This window comes from Leptolyngbya sp. Cla-17 (assembly GCF_016807185.1).
In the GTDB taxonomy this organism is placed as follows: domain Bacteria; phylum Cyanobacteriota; class Cyanobacteriia; order Leptolyngbyales; family Leptolyngbyaceae; genus ULC077BIN1.
In genome coordinates, this window is the sequence record NZ_JAEVYN010000002.1 from 42,279 (window position 1) to 61,592 (window position 19,314).

Genomic DNA, 19,314 nt, shown 5'->3' on the forward strand with positions numbered 1-19,314 from the left:
ACTGAATAAAATCACTGTGGAGTTACCAAACATACGGTGTAATACGGAATTGAGTAGGGGAGTATCATTTAGCAAGATGAAAAAGGTACTCTGTCCATGCCTCGACCCCGCACTCAAATTAGCCCTCATCTAGACTACGCAGATCTAACTCAGCGGTATGTTCAGTGCCAAGATGCTGGCGAGAAAAACCGTTGGTTGGTGATTCGATTGCTCAGTCATCCAAAGACTCCGATGAGCATCGAACAAACCGCTGAGATTTGTGGACTCAGTTGTAGTGGAGTGCGGAAAATTGCCCGTCGCTACAACGCCGAGGGTGCGGTCGGACTAGTCAATCGGCAACGCTTGAACCCTGGGGGCAATCGGTTGGCTTTAAGTGATGAACAGCAACGGCTATTGCGGCAACGCTTACAGAGTGCCCCGGATGATGGCGGACTCTGGAGTGGACCGAAAGTTGGGGAGTATATCGAAACCTACTTTGGCATTTGCTTACACCCCTCAACAGCCTGGAAGTATCTACGACGTTTGGGGTTGAGCTTGCAGGTGCCGCGTCCGGTGCATCATCAAAGCGCAACCCTTGAGCAGCAAGCAGAGTTCAAAGCAGGATTAGCAGGTCATGTGGCGTGGTTGCGCTCGTTGTTTCCCAATCGGGAGATTGTAATTTGGGCGGAAGACGAAGCTCGATTAGGCTTGCAACCCATTGTCAGGCGGGTTTGGGCACCCATAGGAGAACGCCCATCAGCGCATCATTCTCGCCGCTATCAATGGGTCTACACCTATGGTTTTGTCCATCCTGCCACTGGAGCGAGCTACTTCCTTTTATTGCCCCGTGCCAATGTCTCCATGATGCAGATGGCGTTAGAGCTATTTGCGGCTCAGGTCAATCCCCATCGTCAGCAGTTGATCATTCTATTGGTTGATCAGGCCGCGTGGCATATGAGCCAAAAACTTCAGGTGCCCCCCGGCATTTTCTTCTACCCGCTATTGCCCTATACCCTCCAACTGCAACCCACTGAATGTGTCTGGTCTTTGCTGCGCGAAGCAATCGCTAATCAAGTGTTTGACAATCTTGATGCTTTAGAGGATGTCTTAGTCAAGCGGTGCCAATGGTTGATGCAGCATCCTGTGATAGTTCAAGGCAAAGTGGGCTTTGATTGGATTCAAGCAATTTAATCTGGTCAAAAAGTACTGCCTTCCGCAATTCCGTATAACTCTTTTTTGATTGCCACAAACCGAGCAATCATGCAGACCTTCCTTGCAGTCGCTATTGTGGAAGGATGAATCATCGAAGACATTTTTTACGGCGGCGATGGCAAGAGTTTCGTCGATCGCTTTCAACCTATCAATATTGTGTCAGGGCAATAGAACTGGTATGGCAGTGCGATCGCACGCTGACGATCACGTTTGCTGTTCTAACCCTAATTAGCGGTTTACTTCCGGCAGCGATTGCCTATGTGGGCAAGCTGATTGTGGATAGTGTGGTGCTAGCAGCCCAAACCGGAGCCATTGGCGATCGCTGGTCGGTTATGAAGTATCTAGTGCTAGAGGCTGGCATTACTGCCCTGCTGACTGCCTCCCGCCAAGGGCTGATGCTTTGCCAATCGCTACTGCGGATGTTATTGGGGCAAGATGTCAACGTCATGATTATGGAAAAGGCGCTGACGCTCAACATGGCGCACTTTGAGAATCCAGAAATTTACGACAAAATGGTGCGTGCTCGCAGAGAAGCTTCCAGCCGTCCTTTAAGCCTAGTCGGACGCAGTTTTGGGTTAGTGCAGGATGGCTTATCGCTGGTGACTTTTGGCGGGTTACTACTCGGTTTTTCGGGTGGTGTTGTGATCCTGCTGCTGGTTGCTGCATTTCCGGCTTTCGTCGCCGAAACGCGCTTTGCCGACCAGGCATTTCGGCTATTTCAGTGGCGCGCTCCTGAAACCCGTGAGCAAAACTATTTGGAATGGCTGATCTCCAATGAAAGCAGCGCGATGGAAGTGAAGCTATATCAGTTGGGTGACACCCTGTTAAATCGATATAAAGCAACGTTCCAGCGTCTCTTTCAAGAAGATCAAGCGCTGACTATTCGCCGCAGTGTGTGGCGCTATTTACTAGGCTTATTGAGCACCTTGGCATTTTATGCGGCATATGTATGGATTGCGCTAGAAGCGATCGCGGGACGTATCTCCTTAGGCGACCTAACCATGTATCTGGTAGTGTTTCGCCAAGGGCAAACAACGTTCTCTAACCTGCTAACGAACATCAGCGGCATGTATGAGGATAGCCTTTATCTTTCCAATCTATATGAGTTTTTAGAAGAACCAATCTTTGACTCCTTAGGCAGCGCTACCCAAGGAGCACTGCCAACCGATGGCTTGAGATTTGAAAATGTCAGCTTTGCATATCCCGGCAACCCTAAACCAGCGCTACAAAATGTGTCCTTTCACCTCAAACCAGGAGAAAAACTGGCGATCGTTGGGGAAAATGGTTCCGGTAAAACCACCTTAATTAAACTGCTCACCCGCCTTTACACTCCCGATTCTGGAAAAATTTTGCTAGATGGGCGTGACTTAGAAGAATGGGATTTGCTGACCTTACAGCGACGGATTGGTGTGATTTTTCAAAACTTCGTTCGCTATCAATTTACTGTAGGCGAAAATATTGGGGCAGGCGATGTCACCGCCCTACAAGATGAACAGCGGTGGCAAATTGCTGCTGAAAAAGGCATGGCGCATCCCGCGATTTCTGAACTTGCCGAAGGGTATTGGACCCGCCTAGGACGTTGGTTCAAAGGCGGGCGAGAACTATCCGGTGGACAATGGCAAAAAATCGCCCTTTCTCGCGCATTCATGCGGATTGGAGCCGACATTCTAGTGCTAGATGAACCAACTTCTGCAATGGATGCGGCAGCTGAAGCCCAAATTTTTGATCGATTTCGTGCCATGACTCAAAATCAAATGGCTATTTTGATTTCTCATCGATTTTCTACCGTTCGCATGGCAGATCGCATTCTGGTGCTGGCAAACGGAGAAGTCCTGGAAGCTGGAACCCACGAAGAACTGTTAAAAGCTAAGGGACGCTATGCTCATTTGTTCTTTCTGCAAGCAGCCGGCTATCAATAAGAACGTAAAAGTACTGATTCCCTAAGAACGTAAAAGTACTGATTCCCTGCCTTCATTCGTAACAAGGTGGTAAAAGCAAGGTATACTATGAAAAGTGAATTTTTACGGGATGTAGCGCAGCTTGGTAGCGCGCCTGCTTTGGGAGCAGGATGCCGCAGGTTCGAATCCTGTCATCCCGATTGTTATAAATGCTGGCTCGAAGGCTACTGAAAGCGAATGATGTTCTACAGCTTCGAGCTTTAGCTTTTTAGAGAACGTTTGTAAATAACTATTGCCAGTAGGTTTACGTATTCAGCTAAAAATCCTATTAAGAAATCAGGCTGTATCAAGGTTGAGACATGGGACAACTCAAAACTTATAGCAGTGATTTAACCGATGCTGAGTGGCAAAGAATTGAACCTTTGTTACCCCTAGATAAACCCGTGGGACGATTGCGGGAAGTGGTTTTACGGGAAGTCTTGAATGCCATTTTTTACCGGGTTGAGAATGGGGTGAAGTGGCGTAACTTGCCGGCTGATTTTCCAGCTTGGCAAACCGTGTATGGTTACTTTCGCTTATGGGTGCGTTTAGGGATATGGGAATCGCTCAATCAGGCTTTGGTCAAGGAAGTGCGACGTTCAGCAGGACGAGCAGAAGCACCGAGTTTAGGTATCATTGATAGCCAGTCAGTCAGATTGGGAGAAAAAGGGGCGAGGAGATCGGCGTAGATGGCTTCAAAAAGGTCAAGGGACGAAAACGAACTATCGTCGTTGATGTCTTGGGATTAGTCCTCAAATGTCATGTGGGGGCTGCCAACCAAGCGGATGTTAAAGCAGCGCCTTGGGTGTTGTTTTGGGTGATAGAAACCTATGAACGACTGGCTAAGATTTTGGCAGACCAGGGGTATCGAGGCGATCTAGAAGTTGATTTAGCAGCGGTCTATGTCGTTGAATTTGAGGTTGTAGAGCATCAGGGAAAGGGATTTTCAGTCCAACCCAAACGATGGGTTGTGGAGCGGACTTGGGCATGGCTCGAAAATTGTCGAGGGTTAACACGAGACTACGAACGATTGAGCGAGAATCATGAAGGAATGGTGTATGTTGCCATGATTCGGTTAATGCTACGGCGATTAGAAAATAACCGCAGACGCTGGAAACAAAAACTGCTTAACACTCGTTTTCAAACATTCTCTTATCTGTAGAAGCAACTTAGAAAGTCTTCTTCCTGAAAGTTTTAGACTAATGACGAAATAGAAAAAGCGAAGAGTTTTTCTCTTCGCTTTTTCTATTTAATCTATACCCCCAGGGGAATTCGAATCCCCGTCGCCTCCGTGAAAGGGAGGTGTCCTAGGCCTCTAGACGATGGGGGCACATCAGCTAGACCTTATCCAAGGTAGCGAATATTGGAACCTCTGTCAATACAATTAATTGATAATTTTAGAGCGCCATATTACTTTCTGAATTTAGTGCGTGTGGTTGTAGGTGACTTAACCTACTGAATCCCATCACTAGAGTTGCGTAGGCGAATCAATTGACGGCGCATTTGAGGTGAAGCTGATAACTCACAAATCTCTTGAGCTGCGACCTCTACGTGTGTAGGTTCCATATATTCGTCAGATCCATAGGAAAAGGCATCTAGTAAAAGCTCTAGAAGCTGGTCACGATTTACAAATGCGCCTTTCTCTTCAACTAGCCTGAATTTGAGGTGAATCTCGCACTCGTATACGCCTAATTTGGGAGATGACGTTGATGAACAGTCCAAAGAATCAGATCTCATGGGGAATGGCAACCTTTTGTGTGATAAGTAAAACTTTATGAAAATCAAACACTGGACGCTTACAAATGCTGAGATTTAATCCAAGAAACAAAGTTGAATCTGAGGAGGATGAGGGTGCAGACAACTATTTTCTGCCCAAAGAATGCTTAGGCAAAACCTGCATCGCAACACAAACCTAGCATTCTTGTCTGTCTGTCTAGAATCAGCTAAATAGCTGAACTTTCAAGCGAATAAAATTCATCTTTAAACAATCTTTTAATAACTAAAGGAAGCCCTTAGAAGCTACTGATCTTGATTGATACACGCGCTTTTCAGTTGTTAACTAGTTGAGTTGTCTCGTCGTTCTACTAAGACTATTTATATAAAGCTTTTATCAAAAAAGATAAAGTTTAGATAAAGCGTTTAATAGATTGAATTTGTTGTGCTTACACTGAAACGCATCAGATGCCTGAGGGTAATCATATATTTAATACACCAACTTGATTATCCTCGTCCCCTTCCTTTTTTCCAATGGGAGAAGGCTAAGGCAAGAGTTTTATGCCTTGGTGAGGCTAGTAGATGAATGCCTGACTAAAAGTATTTAAAGTACTTTACAAAATGCTTTTGGAAGGTTGAGTATATTTCTTGTGGTTTATGAAAAAATATAAAAACTATAAAAATAAGACTGGAAAATCACCCGTTATTGGTAATTTTTTCCAGTCTTTTCAGAGGAACTATTAATTTATCCGTGAAAATACCGCGATCGCAGTAATCATTCGCTTCTTAAAAAGGCAGTTTCAAGAAGTTTGAAGGGGAGATAGCTTTCTTAAATGCTAATTATTTTGTAATGAATAGCACTGCGTTTCTACGGATACAAGAAGATGAGTCTTTACTATCTCAACACATAAGCAACCATGGATTATTTTGAGATAGCTTTACTCGATCGCTATCGTGTTATTTGATTTCTGCCTTTTATAAAATGCTGTCCGTACTAAGGGGAACCATCGTTCCTGTGATCGTAAACCCTAACAGCATTGCCGCATTTAATGGAATCGCTTTACCAGTCAAAGCACACCTCTCTTCTTGATGGGCTGTGGCGGAAACTGTAGCGCGAATCTCTGGCAGAGAAACGGACGAGTGATAGTCGCCGGATTTTTGCTGAATGTAATTCCATAAAATATCTCGGATTAATGCTTGGTAGCCTTGATTCCCAGACAATTCTTTTAATTTCTCTTTTAGCTCTCGCTCTAAACGAATGCTAGTGACTTCCATTTCGGTGGTGGATGTTCGAGTGAGTGTATGCATTGAATGCCTCAGCAAAATTTTCAAGTGTTTCGTATTACAATTGTAGTATGACTCACCAAGGATACAGAGTTTTTCTGTGGATTGTTTTTAGAGCAGAGTTGAAAGTAGGCTGTTGTTAGCGCTTGGTGGGAATTCGATGAATAGCAGCAGGGCTGAGGCGAGTGTGATTTTGCTAGTGGATGATAATGCCACTAATTTAAGCATTTTGGTTCAATCGTTAAGTGAAGCGGGCTATAAGGTGCGGGTGGCGCAGAATGGGGAAAGCGCGATCGCTCAGGTTCCCTCCGTTAAACCTGATCTGATCTTGTTGGATGTGATGATGCAAGGAATCGATGGCTTTGAAACCTGTCGCCGCTTGAAGGCGGTTCCCGAAACTCAAGCTATTCCAATTATTTTTATGACGACGATGTCAGATGTGTTTGATAAGGTCAAAGGGTTTCAAGTGGGCGCTGTGGATTACATCACCAAACCCTTTGAAATAGAAGAGGCTCTGGTGCGAGTGAGTACTCACTTGGCGATTCAGAAACTACAAAATCAGCTTCAAACTCAAACTGAGCAACTGCAAGCCGAAATTTGCGATCGCCAAAAAGCCCAAGAAGCCGTGCAGGTTTTTCTGAATGCTGTTTCCCACGACCTACGGAATCCGGTTACAGGTGGGTTAATGGTGCTTAAAAGCCTAGACAAAGAGGCAGAGGCACAGGGGGGAGCTGTTGCGGTGTCTCGTTCTATTTTGCAACGGATGATTCAAAGCCACGATCGCCAGCTTGCCCTAATTAATTCCCTGTTGGAAACTCATGCGAACGATATGAGCGGGGTCACGCTGGAGTGTCAAGCTGTGGATTTGTTCACGTTGGTCAATCAACTAGCGATCGAGTGGCAACCGATGCTGGAGCAAGATGAGTCCGTACTGCAAAATCAAGTTGCCTCTGACTTACCGCTAGTTAACGCTGACTCTAACCAACTTTGGCGTGTCTATGAAAACCTAATTGCAAATGCCCTTAAACATAATCCTCTTGGGGTGACTCTGACTCTAACAGCCGAAGTTGAGCAAGTCCCTCACGCTACTGTCTCGATGATGCGCTGCACTGTTCACGATAATGGTATCGGCATTCCCGCCGAACAAGCTGCCAGCATATTTGAACTTTATAAACGAGGAGAGCCGGCTCGACGCACGGTGGGTTTAGGGTTAGGACTTTATCTTTGTCGGCAAATTATATTGGCGCATGGCGGACAGATTGGATTTACGAGTCATCCTGAAACTGGCTCAACTTTTTGGTTTACTTTACCGTTGTTTGAACAGGCATATAGTCTGTACTCACCAGTTTTTGCGGAGAATTGACTGTGGTAGCCCACATTAAATTGCTTCCAGGCCGCGGGTTGTGGGACTCCAAGCTGGATTCGTATGTGAGATTGAGAAATGCGTCATGCGAGGTTCAAATGTTGCTGAAGCGATCGCCGCATGATAGCCACAGGCGCAGGTTGCTGGAGCCAAATTTCTAAGGCAGCGGCTCCTTGCTGCACGAGCATTTCTAACCCGTCGATCGCGATCGCGCCACATTGAACTGCCTGCTGCAAAAATAGCGTCGGTTGCGGAACGTAGATTAGGTCATAGGCGATCGCGCCCGGTTGCAGCGTTTTTAGCAGGGAAAGCTCCACAGGTGATTGATTCACATGGGGATGCATTCCAATCGGCGTAGTGTTGACGACTAAGCCTGCTGGAGGAATCAAGGTTGCTAGGTCACTCCACTCATGGGTATAAAGTGGAGTTGTTACAGCGGAATTTGCCCAGTACTGAAAGGCTGCTAATTTGGCGCGATCGCGTCCGACCACGCGAATCGACCGACAGCCCAACTCGGCACAGCCTGCCACCACGGCTCTTGCTGCACCACCATTGCCCAAAATCACCGCGTCTGTTTCTGTCCAAGGCTGATCACGCTGCTTGAGTGGAGCTAGAAATCCAATCATGTCCGTATTGGTGCCTTTCCAGCCTTGCTCGGTTCGCCAGACGGTATTCACTGCACCGACTGCCTTGGCGATGGGGCTGATTTCCGTCAAAAACGGCATGATTGCCTGCTTATGGGGAATGGTAATGTTGAAGCCCTCTAGCCCGATCGCTGTAAATCCAGCGATCGCTTTGGCTAAATCCTTGGACTGTACGGGCAACGGCAAATACACAAAATCCACGCCTAGATGGGCGATCGCTGCGTTATGCATCACAGGCGATAAAGAATGCGATACTGGATGCCCAATTACGCCAAGTAGTTTTGTTTTGCCAGTAATCACAGGATGAAGCAGGAGAATAGGTTAAGCCACTGATTCTGGTTTGGCTGATTCCGTAGGTGCCGAAGGGAATTCAAGATCTGCCACTTCTACTGAACTATCTAGAGACATTTCAGAGGGTATGGCGGTGCTGAGTGTTGCTTCTGTTGGCTTGACATCAGTAGATGCTGCGATCGGGTCGCCCGATTCAGTTAAGGTCACTTCTGGAATGGCGATGTCCGCGGTTTCAGGGTGATCGAGTTCTGTGGAAGAGATCACTCGACGAATGGGCAAGTTGACGATTAGGGCCGTCGATCGCTGATTGCTTTCTAGAGAAAACTCCATACTTTCGGTGTCTAGCTCAACGTAGCGAGAAACGACTTCTAGAATCTCTTTTCGCATGGATTCGATCATGTGGGGCGGCAAATCAGCGCGATCGTGTGCCAAAACCAACCTCAAACGGTTCTTCACATCTTGACGACTGTTGGTTGGGCGAGCAAAGAGACGTTCAATCAGTTCAAATAACATGAAACAGAAGGATTAGGTGGGGATGACAACTTTAAAAAAGCTTGGTCGAGAACATTTTGCGTAGACGAGAGAGAAATCCATCGTCTGGCACGCTTAAATCTAGAAAATCAACGGTTTCACCTTCCAGTCTGCGGGCGATGTTGTCGAAGGCGGTTCCTGCTAAAGAAGGAGTTTCTGACAATACAAGAGGTTCGCCCTTGTTCGTAGACACGATCACACGCTCATCATCAGGAACAACACCAATTAAAGGAACTGCCAGAATTTCCTGCACGTCTGCCACACTCATCATGTCATTTGCCTGTACCATTGCGGGGCGCAGACGGTTGATGATTAGACGAACCTGCTTGATGTTGTTGGCTTCAAGTAGACCAATCACGCGATCGGCATCGCGCACCGCCGCAATTTCGGGCGTGGTGACGATCAAAGCTTCTTTTGCCGCCACGATCGCATTCTGAAACCCCATCTCAATTCCCGCAGGGCAATCCACCAGCACATAGTTAAACGCTTTCGTTAGCGCATTCACCAGTTGCTTCATTTGATCGGGCTTGACAGCATCTTTAGTTCGGTTCTGCGCCGCCGGCAGCAGCATCAAATTTGGGAAGCGCTTATCTTTGACCAACGCTTGCTCCAGACGACACTGCCCCGCCAACACATCGACAGCAGTATACACAACCCGGTTTTCCAGCCCCAGCAGCAGGTCAAGATTTCGTAGACCAAAATCCGCATCGATCACAATCACCTTGCGACCCCGCTTTGCCAACGCCATACCCAAGTTAGCGGTGGTGGTAGTTTTGCCCACACCACCCTTGCCAGAGGTGACTACAATAACGCGACTCATGGAATGAGATTTATCACTAAACAACTAAACGCTTGTCGGAACCCACGGAAACGCCCTGAGTTATACAACAATATCAAACCTGGCTTCCTTATACTCGAAAAGCGCAAAGATGATGAAAAGTGATACCAAATCAAAAAATGCCTGCGACAGATAGTGCATCTACAATAAAGCTAAAGCCAGTCAGAGAAGCAACGGTTTTGGTCGTTAAATCGGCAATCAATTTGTCCACTTTCGTTTGTAGTTGAGTTAGGTTCTTGAACAGTGCCCAGCGCAAATCCTTCTTCAAGTGCTGCCACAACCGCTCAATGGGATTCAACTCAGGGCAGTAAGGCGGTTGAAACAGCAGCATGATATTGTCTGGAATCACCAGGTCTTTGGCTTTATGAAAGGCTCCGTTATCGACTTGGAGGATGTTGAGGCTATCTGGATAGGCTTGCGAAAATTGGTCGAGGAAAAGCTGATAGCATTCACTATCGACATGGGTAAATTGCAAAAAGAACTGCTCTCCGGTGGTCGGTTCCACCGCACCATAGATCCAAAAGGCTTTGAACTGCCATTGCCAACTGCCTAGTGGTTTGACTCCTAAGCTCGTGATCAATCGTCCAACTGTCGTTTTCAACCCAAATCGACTTTCATCCTGAGCGAAGTAGCGAATCCGTTCAAACTCCGGTTTTACTAGCGTTGCATACTGTTTGAGCAGAATCAGGTCGTCGCTGAGGTTTGCTTAAAGGCCTCAAGGGCTTCTGGGTTCTGCTTGGCATGAACCGGACGGGCGGCTTTCAACTTCGCACCCAAGCGGTAGCGCACCAGATGATGCACGGTGGCATACTCGGCTTCTACGTTCAAGGTCTCTGATAACCATTGCTGCACTTGTGTGTAGCTGCCAAAGCCTGTTTCAGGGTCATCCAATCGTCGTTGCAGGCTCTTGAGCGCCCACCCTGGAATCACCTGCGGTCGTCCTGAACTTTGGCGAGTTTCGAGCAATCCGTTCAGTCCCGCTTCCCGATACTGGCTCAACCAGCGTTGCACACTCCCCCGGTGCCGCCCGACCACTTTTGCAATCGCACTAATACTCCTGGCATCCGCTAACTTCAGCAAGTACAACACTTGCAACCGCTCTTTCCGGTTTGGATTTGATTGCTGTTGAATCAGAGCTTCTAGTTCTGCCACTGTTTCCTGGATTTTGATGCGAGTGACACCCACCATTGCTGTTGTTCTCCACACGGTAGAACTTAGTCTCCCATTTGTTACTCCCTTTTTTCAATTTGGTATGACAGGGTTAAAAGCGCAGTTTTAGAAACTCAATCGCTGCATATCAAAATCACGACGTTTTTGCGTTAAGACGACGAGATTCTCAGCGATCGCGTTTGAAGCAAGAAGGTTGTTGCGAGTTCAAACAGGACAGATCTCTCCTCTCAACCAAAGATATCCAACTGCTCGTCTGATTTAGCAGCGTATTTGATAGCTTTCTCTTTCACGGATTCGGGCTGATTGCTTTTCCGCAAACCGATCGCGATCTTGCTGTGCTTCTCGATCTGGGTCATTACCTGCTTGGCGCGTTGAATGACCGAGGCTGGCAATCCTGCCAATCGTCCGGCTTCAATGCCATAGGAGCGATCGGCTCCGCCAGGCTGCACCTTGTGTAAAAACACAATCTGGTCGGGCAATTCTTTCACCATCACCTGGTAGTTCGCCACGTTAGCGAGGATAGATGCCAACTCGTTAAGTTCGTGATAATGGGTCGCAAAAATAGTCCGCGCACGGATTTCTGTTGCTAGATGTTCTGCCACAGCCCAAGCGATCGACAAGCCATCGAACGTCGCCGTGCCGCGCCCAATTTCATCCAGCAGCACCAGCGATCGCGGGGCGGCATGGTTCAAAATATTTGCTGTTTCGTTCATCTCCACCATGAAGGTGGATTGCCCGGTTGCTAGATCGTCTACAGCGCCCACACGGGTAAAAATGCGATCGCAAATCCCCAAAGTTGCCTCCTGTGCCGGGACATAGCTGCCCATTTGCGCCAAGAGCTGAATCAACCCTACCTGTCGCAGATAGCAACTTTTGCCACTGGCGTTGGGTCCAGTCAAAATGATTAGATCGGGGGCTGGGAGTTGGGAACAAAGAGTTGAGTTGGGAGGGGAAGTGCAGGGTGCGGAGTGCGGAGTTGGGACATCTATCTCAGTCGATGCTTCCTTAGTCCCCAGATTCGTTGAATTAGGCACAAAAAATCCGGCGGGTAGGGATTGCTCAACAACAGGGTGGCGACCTTCGATGATTTGGATGTCTCGTCCTAGGGTCATTTGTGGGCGGCAATAGCCTTGCAGGGTGGCGAGTTCTGCCAAGCCACACAGCCCATCAGCGGCGGCAACTGCTTTGGCAACGGTGCGGATTAGCTCAACGTGGGTGCCTACGTCGAGACGTAACTCGGCGAAAATCTCATATTCCAGCCGATTCAGTTCATCCCGTGCGGCAAAAATCCGGCTTTCCCGGTCTTTAAGTTCCACGGTGATGTAACGTTCTTCGTTGGTGAGAGTTTGTTTGCGCTGATAGTCGGTTGGGGTTTGCGTGGCTTTGGCACGAGAAATGCTGATGTAGTAGCCAAAGGTTTTGCTGTAGCCGACTTTGAGGGTGGGAATGCCTGTGCGGGTGCGCTCGATCGCCTCCAAATCGCGAATCCAGTTTTGGTCATCTTCCACTTGCTGCCGCAGTTCATCCAGTTTGGTGTTGACTCCAAGGCGAATCAGGTTGCCTTCGGTGAGGGTTAGGGGGGGATGCTCGGTCAGGTGCGATCTCAGGTGTTGTCCCAAGGCTTCTAACTGGGGCGGCACGGATTGTAAATCTTTTAAGTAGGGGGATTGGGTCTTTGCGACCACCATCGCCAAATCAGGCAGTCTGGCAAAGGAATCTGCTAACGCGGTCAAATCCCGTGCATTCGCGGTGCCCGACCCGGCGCGACCGGCCAACCGCTCTAAATCATAAATTTGCTTCAACACCTTCTGCACGGTTTGGCGCAAAGCACTGTTGTGAACCAGTTCTGCGATCGAATCTTGCCGCGCCTGAATCTCTTCTAGCTTGAGTAAGGGTTGCAGCAACCAGCGCCGTAGTGACCGACTGCCCATCGCGGTCACGGTGCGGTCCAATGCCCACAGCAATGATCCGTGAAAGGTACTATCTCGTGCCGTTTGCGTAATCTCCAAATTACGCCGCGTTTGATAGTCGATCGTCAAAAACTCTGTCAGGGTGTAGGTGCAGAGGGGTTGTAGGGGAACTTGTTGGCGTGCGGAGTGAATCGTGCGGAGTATGGAGCGTTTTTCTTGCTCCCCAACTCCTCGTTCGGAAGTGGATTCGAGATACTCCAGCAAACCGCCTGCTGCACGAACTGCCAGCGGTAAATGATCGCAGCCCATACCTTCGAGCGATCGCAGCTTGAACCGTTGCAATAACCGATAGCGCGCTTCGGATAGCACAAACGGCGATTGCGATCGCAGGGTGTAGCAAAACTGGGTTGGCAAACAACCGGGTAGCTGCTCAGAGCGTTCTCCTGGACGCAGCAAACTGACTAAATCGGGAGCATTCGTGGGCACGAGCACTTCGGCAGGTTGGAGTCGCAGCAATTCCTGAGTGAGCTGTTCCAGGGCTTCGGACTGTGTGGTCAAAAACTCGCCTGTGGAGACATCCGCATAGGCTAAGCCCCAATGATTCCCCGCAATGACTACGGCGACCAAAAAGTTATTGCGCCGCGCATTCAGCATCCCTTCTTCCAGCACGGTTCCTGGAGTAATTACCCGCGTTACTTCCCGCTGAACCAGCCGCCCCTGCGCTTCGGCAGCATCTTCAGTTTGGTCGCAGACTGCAACAGAAAAGCCTTTTTCTACCAGTTGTGTGCAGTAGCGATCTAGCGCATGATGAGGAATGCCAGCCAAGGGCACCTGCCCAATTTCTTCGCCAGCGTGTTTGGCGGTTAACACCAGTTCTAAGGCACGGGCGATCGCGATCGCGTCCTGAAAAAACGTCTCATAAAAATCTCCAATCCGATACAGCAGCAGCGCGTGGGGATACTGATCTTTGATCTCCACATAGTGCCGCATCATCGGCGTGAGCGCCTCTCGATTCACATCTCGGTGGTTGGCATATCGCACCTGATACTTCACCAGCCGCTCCGGTAGCCCTTCCGTAAGCTGAGTTAAGTCAGCAGCCGAATCCGTCATGGAGCACCCATAATTTACAGTCTTAATGACTTTAGCGCAAGCCACAATCTAGCGGGGCTTTAGGTCGTTGGCTCAGAGACCTGATCTTTTGCCTGCAATGCGTACACTCGAAATCGCTCCATATCGGCGTGCAGGGTTGATTCGACAATTCGCCCAACAAAGAGATTGTCCATCAATTGCAGCAAAAAACCAGGGGCAGAATAGGCCACAGTTAATTTCACAATGCTGCCTTGCTCACCGCGATCATAAAAGCGAATTGCCCCCCGATTGGGTAACCCATCTACTGATTCCCACTGAATGATTTGGTGATGGACTAACTTCGTGATCCGAGACAGCCAGGTAAAGTTCAACCCACTCGTTGCTAGCTTCCAGCGGGATAAATCTCTATCTTCTTCCAATATTTTCACTGAATCGATCCACTTCATCCATTGAGGCATCTGTTCTAAATCGGACCACAGACTCCACACGAGATCCACGGATGCATCAACTTCAATTTGAACCGAATGTTCGAGCCAGTTGGACATATCAATACCTGAATAACCCCTCTCCCTTCACCTTATAACCTGTTGGCTCCAAAATGGCTTGGGCAGCTTGCATTCCAGAAATGGTGGCACCTTCCATGCTATCGATGTAATCTTGGGCGGTGTAGCTGCCAGCCAGGAAAAAGTTGGCGATCGGGGTTTTTTGAGCAGGACGATAGGGGTCCATGCCAGGTTTTTCGCGGTAGAGAGATTGAGCCAATTTAACGACACCGTACCAGGTCATAGTCAGGTCGCGGGAGGAGGGAAACAGGTCGTGAAGCTGCTTGAGGGCATGTTGGGCGATCGCCTCATTGCTCATCTTGATAAATGGGTCGCCCGGAGTCAGCACCACCTGCATCAGGGAACCCTGCCCTTCGCGGTAATAGTCTTTGGGACTAGTGAGCGCAAGATCGGCAAAACATGAGAAATCCGCGTCCGCACTATACAGCAGGTTATCTAAGCCAGCGGCATGTTTGACTTGTTGCCGCTGCTCAGCATCCTGCATTTCGGTGACCCAACCATCAAATCGCAGTTGCACGGTGACCACGGGCACGGCTTCAAGCTGGTATAGGTTATCAAACTCCTGCCATTTGCGCCATTCTTGAGGCAGCAAACGCTGAACGCCCGGAACATCGCAAGCGACGAGGTATGCATCGGCGGTAATGGTTGCTTCGCTGTCTCCGTTGGCAGTGATAATCCCAGTCACCTTGGTCTCACCGCCGACTTCTTCAAACAAAATGCGCCGAGTTTGGCGACGGGTGTAAAGCTTCGTGCCCCGTGCTTCCAGGTAATCAACTAGGGGCTGATGCAGATACTCGGCGGGAGACCCTGCCAGCATATTCAGGCGAGAGGCTTCGGTTTTGGTCGCAAACATCAGGAAGATGGTGAGCATGCAGCGGGCGGAAATGTTTTCGGTGTCAATGAAACCGAGGGCAAGGGCGATCGGGTTCCATAAACGCTTGAGGCTATTTTGAGAACCGCCGTGGCTGCGAAACCAATCTGCAAAGCTGATGCCATCGAGTGCCCGAATCCACTTCATGGCGGCATCGTAACTCACCAAACCGGGAACAACGGGGCTGGTGCCGAGGGCGATCGCGTTTTGCAGCTTATCCCGCATCGTCAACTGACCGGTGGTGAAAAACGCTTTTAGCCCATGAAATGGCGCGCCGAGCAAAAAGCGAAAATCAAGGGTATCAATTTGCCCACCGCGATTGATAAAGGTATGAACATGCTCTTTCGGCAACAGGTTCTCAAACGCCCCGACTCGTTTCATCAAATTAAACAAGTTGGCGTAGTTGTTGAAAAACACATGCAGCCCCATCTCAACGTGGTTACCGTCTGCATCGATCCAACTGCCTGCTTTGCCACCAATGAACGATCGCGCCTCAAAGAGCTCAACCTCGTGTCCAGCATCGGTGAGTTCCACGGCTGCTGCCAATCCGGCTAATCCTGCACCAACGATCGCAACTCGCATGTTGTTCTTCTTGAGTTCAAATAGGGAAACGTTGAAAATCGAGATTGAGTCCTTAAAAACTCCAAACCTGTCCCAACCGTTTACATATTTTAATAGAATCGGAACCCGTTCAGTCGATTCGACTAACTTTCGAGCCAATCAAAAATTTGGTCTAGCTCTTCTAACGAAACTAGCCCGTATTGCCACAGAATCATCGGCAAAGGTCCTGGGTCTTGCTCACAATGACGCAGGGCGATCGCGATCGCGTTTGTGGAGAGCTTCAGCTTCTCTTGCAGAAAATGAATGAGTTGAGAGTCGCCACAATTGGCTTTTACGATTGAACCTTGCACTGTTTTCTTGGGGACACTAGGTAGGTTAAGCAGGAATGGTATGGAATTGAACCCGTTTTCTGCCGCTGATTGATCTCAAAAAAAACGGGTAAATGTTCTGATTGAACTGCGGTTGTAAACAGAATCGCGCTTATGTTAAACGATCGCACAATGGCACACTTCATCCGGTCGATTCGTTCAACTGGATGATCGAACCCTGGGCAAGGTCACTTTGTTGATATACGTCTACTGTTAAACCACATTTACTCAAACTTGACGTTAAAGTTTGATTGCAAAATTGACTTTTACTCAAGTGTTTTTTACATATAGAGTCAGATTGGCTTCAAATCCAAGATAGATGCTACTCGTAATTCGGCATTTGGGTATAAAAATTATCAAATCGAAATGAACGTCACCGCCGCAAGCGGGTAAAGTATCACTTCGTTTGACTCACCATGCTGCGACTCGATTCCGCTCAAAGCAGCCTTAGGACGCTGTAATTACCTGACGCAGCAAACTGCGGAGAATTGACCCTCAGGGATTAAAAGCAAAAAGTGCCTTAAAGCCAAGCTCAAAAATATTTACGCCTTTTCTACCTATTTGCTACCTACACGAGCAAACTGCCAACGCCCAAGTTCCGCATTCACAATTAGTTCTTAGGGTTGTTTCTTTTGGGGAACGCCGCTGACTTTTAGAACATCTTCAAAACTAGAGCAGTAGGTTGGCAAGCCAAAGGTTGAAGGGGTAACGGGATTGGTGTGAACGAAATGGCGATAGTTAATCGCAAACCGATCCCAGTCTTCCATCTGAATCCGAAAAAGCTTAAAAATAATATCCAACAGCTTTTGGGTCAAGGGAATGCGGAAGTAGAGCCGCTTATCGAGATAAGCACAGGCTTCTGCGATCGCCTGATCCGCTGTTATCGCCGGATTGCCCAACACCAGATTGTGGCAGTCTTCCTCATCCAAAGGATTATCGACCAAGTACCGAACCACTTGAGCCACATCTCTAGAGTGAATATAGTGAAAACTGCCATCAATGCTAAAAAAACGAATGAAATTGATCCATTTCGCTTCTTTAGAAATCCCCCCAGAAATATGTGACCATGGCTTTTGAGCTTCTCCACCCAATAGCAAAGTAGGAAACAACGTAATGATATTGGGACCAATGGCTAACTTTGAGAACTGCTGAAAGCAATTGTACTTAGAGCGAACATAATCTGTGCCAATTTCGCCCGCTTCTTTCATTGGCTGATTATTTCGATCAAGAATACTCGCTGTAGAAAAGTAAATAACTTGACGACAAACTTCTGGATCTAGCAAATTGAGCAGACGGATGGTTTTAACCACGTTGATGTCAAATACTTCTTCAGGACCACCCCAGGAAGTAGCAATCAAAATCGCGCAGTCCATCGTTTTGAGCAAGTCACCAAATTGCTCAATCTCTCGCATATTTCCTTCTAGGACTGTAATTCCTGGACGAGCGCCATAGTCGATCTTTAACTTGTTTAAATTGCGAACAAGTAAAAATAGATCGTGATTGGTCTCTTGAATTAAAGCTTCGACTATATAATGACCTATGCAGCCACTTGCGCCAGTCACAAAAATTCGTTTGGAAGTCATCGGGGCTTTAGGATGAATAGCAGATTTGAGACTTAGTTATTGATCTTGTGATTTTAGGCTGAATTGATGAATTGAACCAGAATCACGGATTGTACTCCCGTTTCCATGCCGCATGTACGGCAGGCTGTCTACAACCCGTGATAACAAAAAAACTGCCAGAAACAGCAAAAGCCTACCTATGTAGGTATATCGCTCAATCTGAACAACTACGATGGGTTGGACAAACTTTATGTTCGGGCAGGCAGCAGTTGATCGGCTTGTTTTGCCGTTTCAAAGAAGAAGGCAGCATTCTCTTCGGGTGTGTTCGGCAGAATACCATGACCCAAGTTGAGAATATGCTTTGAAGGACCTGCTTTTTGAATGGTGTCTAAAATGCGATCGCGAATAAAATCCTTTGATCCAAACAAAGCACAAGGGTCTACATTGCCCTGGACGCCCATGCCTGCACCCAATCGTTGACGAGCTTCAGCCATATCCACTGTCCAGTCAACGCTGACAATATCCACACCCGATTGTCCCATGCGCTCTAGCACGCCAGCACTGCCACTGATGTAGAGAATCAACGGCGTATCGGGATGAGTTGCTTTTACCTGCTGTACAATGCGCTGCTGATAAGGTAGGGCAAAGACATCGTAATCTTGAGGAGTCAACTGCCCTGCCCACGAGTCAAACAACTGCACGACTTGAGCGCCTGAATCGATCTGATAACGAACATAGGTGGCGATCGCATCTGATAGTTTGCTCAATAATTCGTGCAACATCGCTGGCTCGGTAAATGCCATGCGTTTGATCGTGGAATAATCTTTGGAGCTTTTGCCTTCAATTGCATAGGCAGCCAAAGTCCATGGAGAGCCGACAAATCCTAGCACTGTTGCGCGATTACCTACTTCTTGCCGTAAGGCTTTGAGAGTCTGCCCGACAAAAGATAGGGATTCCTCAGGCTTCAAGGGGTGCAGTTGACGAATTTGTTCAAGGGTGCGGATGGGTGGATCAATAACCGGACCCCGACTTTCAATAATATCAAATGGTATTCCTATGCCCGGTAGGGGAGTCAGAATATCGGAAAACATAATCACGCCGTCGGGCTGGAACGCTCGGAAAGGTTGGAGCGAAATTTCGATCGCTAACTCTGGTTTTTCGGAGCGATCGCGGAAGGCAGGATAGCGATCGCGCAGATCTCGATAGACTTTCATGTACCGCCCTGCTTGGCGCATCATCCAAACAGGAGGGCGCTCCAATATCTCACCACGAGCGGCTCTCAACAAATAAGGCACCTGGGCAGACCCGGTCATTTAACTATTGTCCTACTGGTTTTTAAGTGCATTCGATAGCTTACCACTCCAAGAAGGGCGTTTTACGGCACTCCCACTTTTAGAAGGCTTTTTTGAAGAGCCTTCTGTCTGCACT

Annotated in this window: 18 protein-coding genes and 2 tRNA genes; 6 read left to right on the forward strand and 14 right to left on the reverse strand. The window is 48.1% G+C overall.

Annotation, left to right across the window (positions count from 1 at the left end; translation table 11 throughout):
- Nucleotides 1-96 precede the first annotated feature (96 nt).
- The 5 genes from JOY44_RS11390 to JOY44_RS11410 all read left to right on the forward strand — a co-directional run bounded on the left by JOY44_RS11390 (nucleotide 97) and on the right by JOY44_RS11410 (nucleotide 4,290).
- Complete coding sequence (locus tag JOY44_RS11390) at nucleotides 97-1,170, forward strand: IS630 family transposase (protein ID WP_171571797.1); 1,074 nt, start codon at nucleotides 97-99, stop codon at nucleotides 1,168-1,170.
- 104 nt (nucleotides 1,171-1,274) lie between these two features.
- Nucleotides 1,275-3,110 carry an ABC transporter ATP-binding protein gene (locus JOY44_RS11395; RefSeq protein ID WP_171573898.1) on the forward strand — a complete coding sequence of 612 codons (1,836 nt, stop codon included), beginning with the start codon at nucleotides 1,275-1,277 and terminating at the stop codon, nucleotides 3,108-3,110.
- A 105-nt stretch (nucleotides 3,111-3,215) separates the two neighbouring features.
- Nucleotides 3,216-3,289, forward strand: a tRNA-Pro gene (locus JOY44_RS11400).
- 159 nt (nucleotides 3,290-3,448) lie between these two features.
- Complete coding sequence (locus tag JOY44_RS11405; protein WP_171573899.1) at nucleotides 3,449-3,817, forward strand: transposase; 369 nt, start codon at nucleotides 3,449-3,451, stop codon at nucleotides 3,815-3,817.
- Nucleotides 3,808-4,290: a transposase gene (locus JOY44_RS11410; protein ID WP_415881125.1), complete on the forward strand. Its 483-nt coding sequence runs from the start codon at nucleotides 3,808-3,810 to the stop codon at nucleotides 4,288-4,290. Before JOY44_RS11405 ends, JOY44_RS11410 begins: the two co-directional genes overlap by 10 nt.
- Nucleotides 4,291-4,385: 95 nt before the next feature.
- Here JOY44_RS11410 and JOY44_RS11415 read toward each other — a convergent pair.
- The 3 genes from JOY44_RS11415 to JOY44_RS11425 form a co-directional block, all read right to left on the reverse strand.
- Nucleotides 4,386-4,458 (reverse strand) — tRNA-Glu (locus tag JOY44_RS11415).
- A gap of 122 nt (nucleotides 4,459-4,580) precedes the next feature.
- Nucleotides 4,581-4,865: an Npun_R1517 family heterocyst differentiation transcriptional regulator gene (locus tag JOY44_RS11420; RefSeq protein ID WP_171573901.1), complete on the reverse strand. Its 285-nt coding sequence runs from the start codon at nucleotides 4,863-4,865 to the stop codon at nucleotides 4,581-4,583.
- 951 nt (nucleotides 4,866-5,816) lie between these two features.
- Nucleotides 5,817-6,149, reverse strand: coding sequence for a ribbon-helix-helix domain-containing protein (locus JOY44_RS11425; protein WP_171573902.1), 333 nt, complete (start codon nucleotides 6,147-6,149; stop codon nucleotides 5,817-5,819).
- Nucleotides 6,150-6,285: 136 nt separating this feature from the next.
- Between JOY44_RS11425 and JOY44_RS11430 the strand changes: the two genes are divergently transcribed.
- Entirely contained in the window at nucleotides 6,286-7,488 is a 1,203-nt protein-coding gene (locus JOY44_RS11430; protein ID WP_171573903.1) for a hybrid sensor histidine kinase/response regulator, read from the forward strand.
- 83 nt (nucleotides 7,489-7,571) lie between these two features.
- On the opposite strand, the gene JOY44_RS11435 is transcribed toward JOY44_RS11430, so the two are convergent.
- From JOY44_RS11435 to hemE, 11 genes are all read right to left on the reverse strand, one after another.
- Nucleotides 7,572-8,432, reverse strand: a complete 861-nt coding sequence (locus tag JOY44_RS11435) for a shikimate dehydrogenase (RefSeq protein WP_171573904.1) — start codon at nucleotides 8,430-8,432, stop codon at nucleotides 7,572-7,574.
- Nucleotides 8,433-8,453: 21 nt separating this feature from the next.
- Entirely contained in the window at nucleotides 8,454-8,936 is a 483-nt protein-coding gene (gene minE, locus JOY44_RS11440; RefSeq protein WP_171573905.1) for a cell division topological specificity factor MinE, read from the reverse strand.
- A gap of 31 nt (nucleotides 8,937-8,967) precedes the next feature.
- The gene (gene minD, locus JOY44_RS11445; protein ID WP_171573906.1) at nucleotides 8,968-9,774 is read right to left on the reverse strand and encodes a septum site-determining protein MinD; all 807 of its coding nucleotides are present in this window, start codon (nucleotides 9,772-9,774) and stop codon (nucleotides 8,968-8,970) included.
- Nucleotides 9,775-9,904: 130 nt separating this feature from the next.
- Complete coding sequence (locus tag JOY44_RS11450; RefSeq protein ID WP_171575927.1) at nucleotides 9,905-10,480, reverse strand: IS630 family transposase; 576 nt, start codon at nucleotides 10,478-10,480, stop codon at nucleotides 9,905-9,907.
- Nucleotides 10,477-10,980 carry a helix-turn-helix domain-containing protein gene (locus JOY44_RS11455; RefSeq protein ID WP_171573907.1) on the reverse strand — a complete coding sequence of 168 codons (504 nt, stop codon included), beginning with the start codon at nucleotides 10,978-10,980 and terminating at the stop codon, nucleotides 10,477-10,479. Before JOY44_RS11455 ends, JOY44_RS11450 begins: the two co-directional genes overlap by 4 nt.
- Before the next feature lie 209 nt (nucleotides 10,981-11,189).
- Nucleotides 11,190-13,982 carry a DNA mismatch repair protein MutS gene (gene mutS / locus JOY44_RS11460; RefSeq protein ID WP_171573908.1) on the reverse strand — a complete coding sequence of 931 codons (2,793 nt, stop codon included), beginning with the start codon at nucleotides 13,980-13,982 and terminating at the stop codon, nucleotides 11,190-11,192.
- A 59-nt stretch (nucleotides 13,983-14,041) separates the two neighbouring features.
- Nucleotides 14,042-14,506: an SRPBCC family protein gene (locus JOY44_RS11465; RefSeq protein WP_171573909.1), complete on the reverse strand. Its 465-nt coding sequence runs from the start codon at nucleotides 14,504-14,506 to the stop codon at nucleotides 14,042-14,044.
- A 1-nt stretch (nucleotide 14,507) separates the two neighbouring features.
- Nucleotides 14,508-15,977: a 9,9'-di-cis-zeta-carotene desaturase gene (zds, locus tag JOY44_RS11470; RefSeq protein WP_171575928.1), complete on the reverse strand. Its 1,470-nt coding sequence runs from the start codon at nucleotides 15,975-15,977 to the stop codon at nucleotides 14,508-14,510.
- A 122-nt stretch (nucleotides 15,978-16,099) separates the two neighbouring features.
- On the reverse strand, nucleotides 16,100-16,306 hold the full coding sequence (locus JOY44_RS11475) for a DUF2949 domain-containing protein (protein ID WP_171573910.1): 207 nt from the start codon (nucleotides 16,304-16,306) through the stop codon (nucleotides 16,100-16,102).
- Between the two features lie 635 nt (nucleotides 16,307-16,941).
- Nucleotides 16,942-17,907, reverse strand: coding sequence for an NAD-dependent epimerase/dehydratase family protein (locus tag JOY44_RS11480; protein WP_171573911.1), 966 nt, complete (start codon nucleotides 17,905-17,907; stop codon nucleotides 16,942-16,944).
- Nucleotides 17,908-18,134: 227 nt separating this feature from the next.
- Nucleotides 18,135-19,199: a uroporphyrinogen decarboxylase gene (gene hemE / locus JOY44_RS11485; RefSeq protein ID WP_171573912.1), complete on the reverse strand. Its 1,065-nt coding sequence runs from the start codon at nucleotides 19,197-19,199 to the stop codon at nucleotides 18,135-18,137.
- Nucleotides 19,200-19,314: the final 115 nt, after the last annotated feature.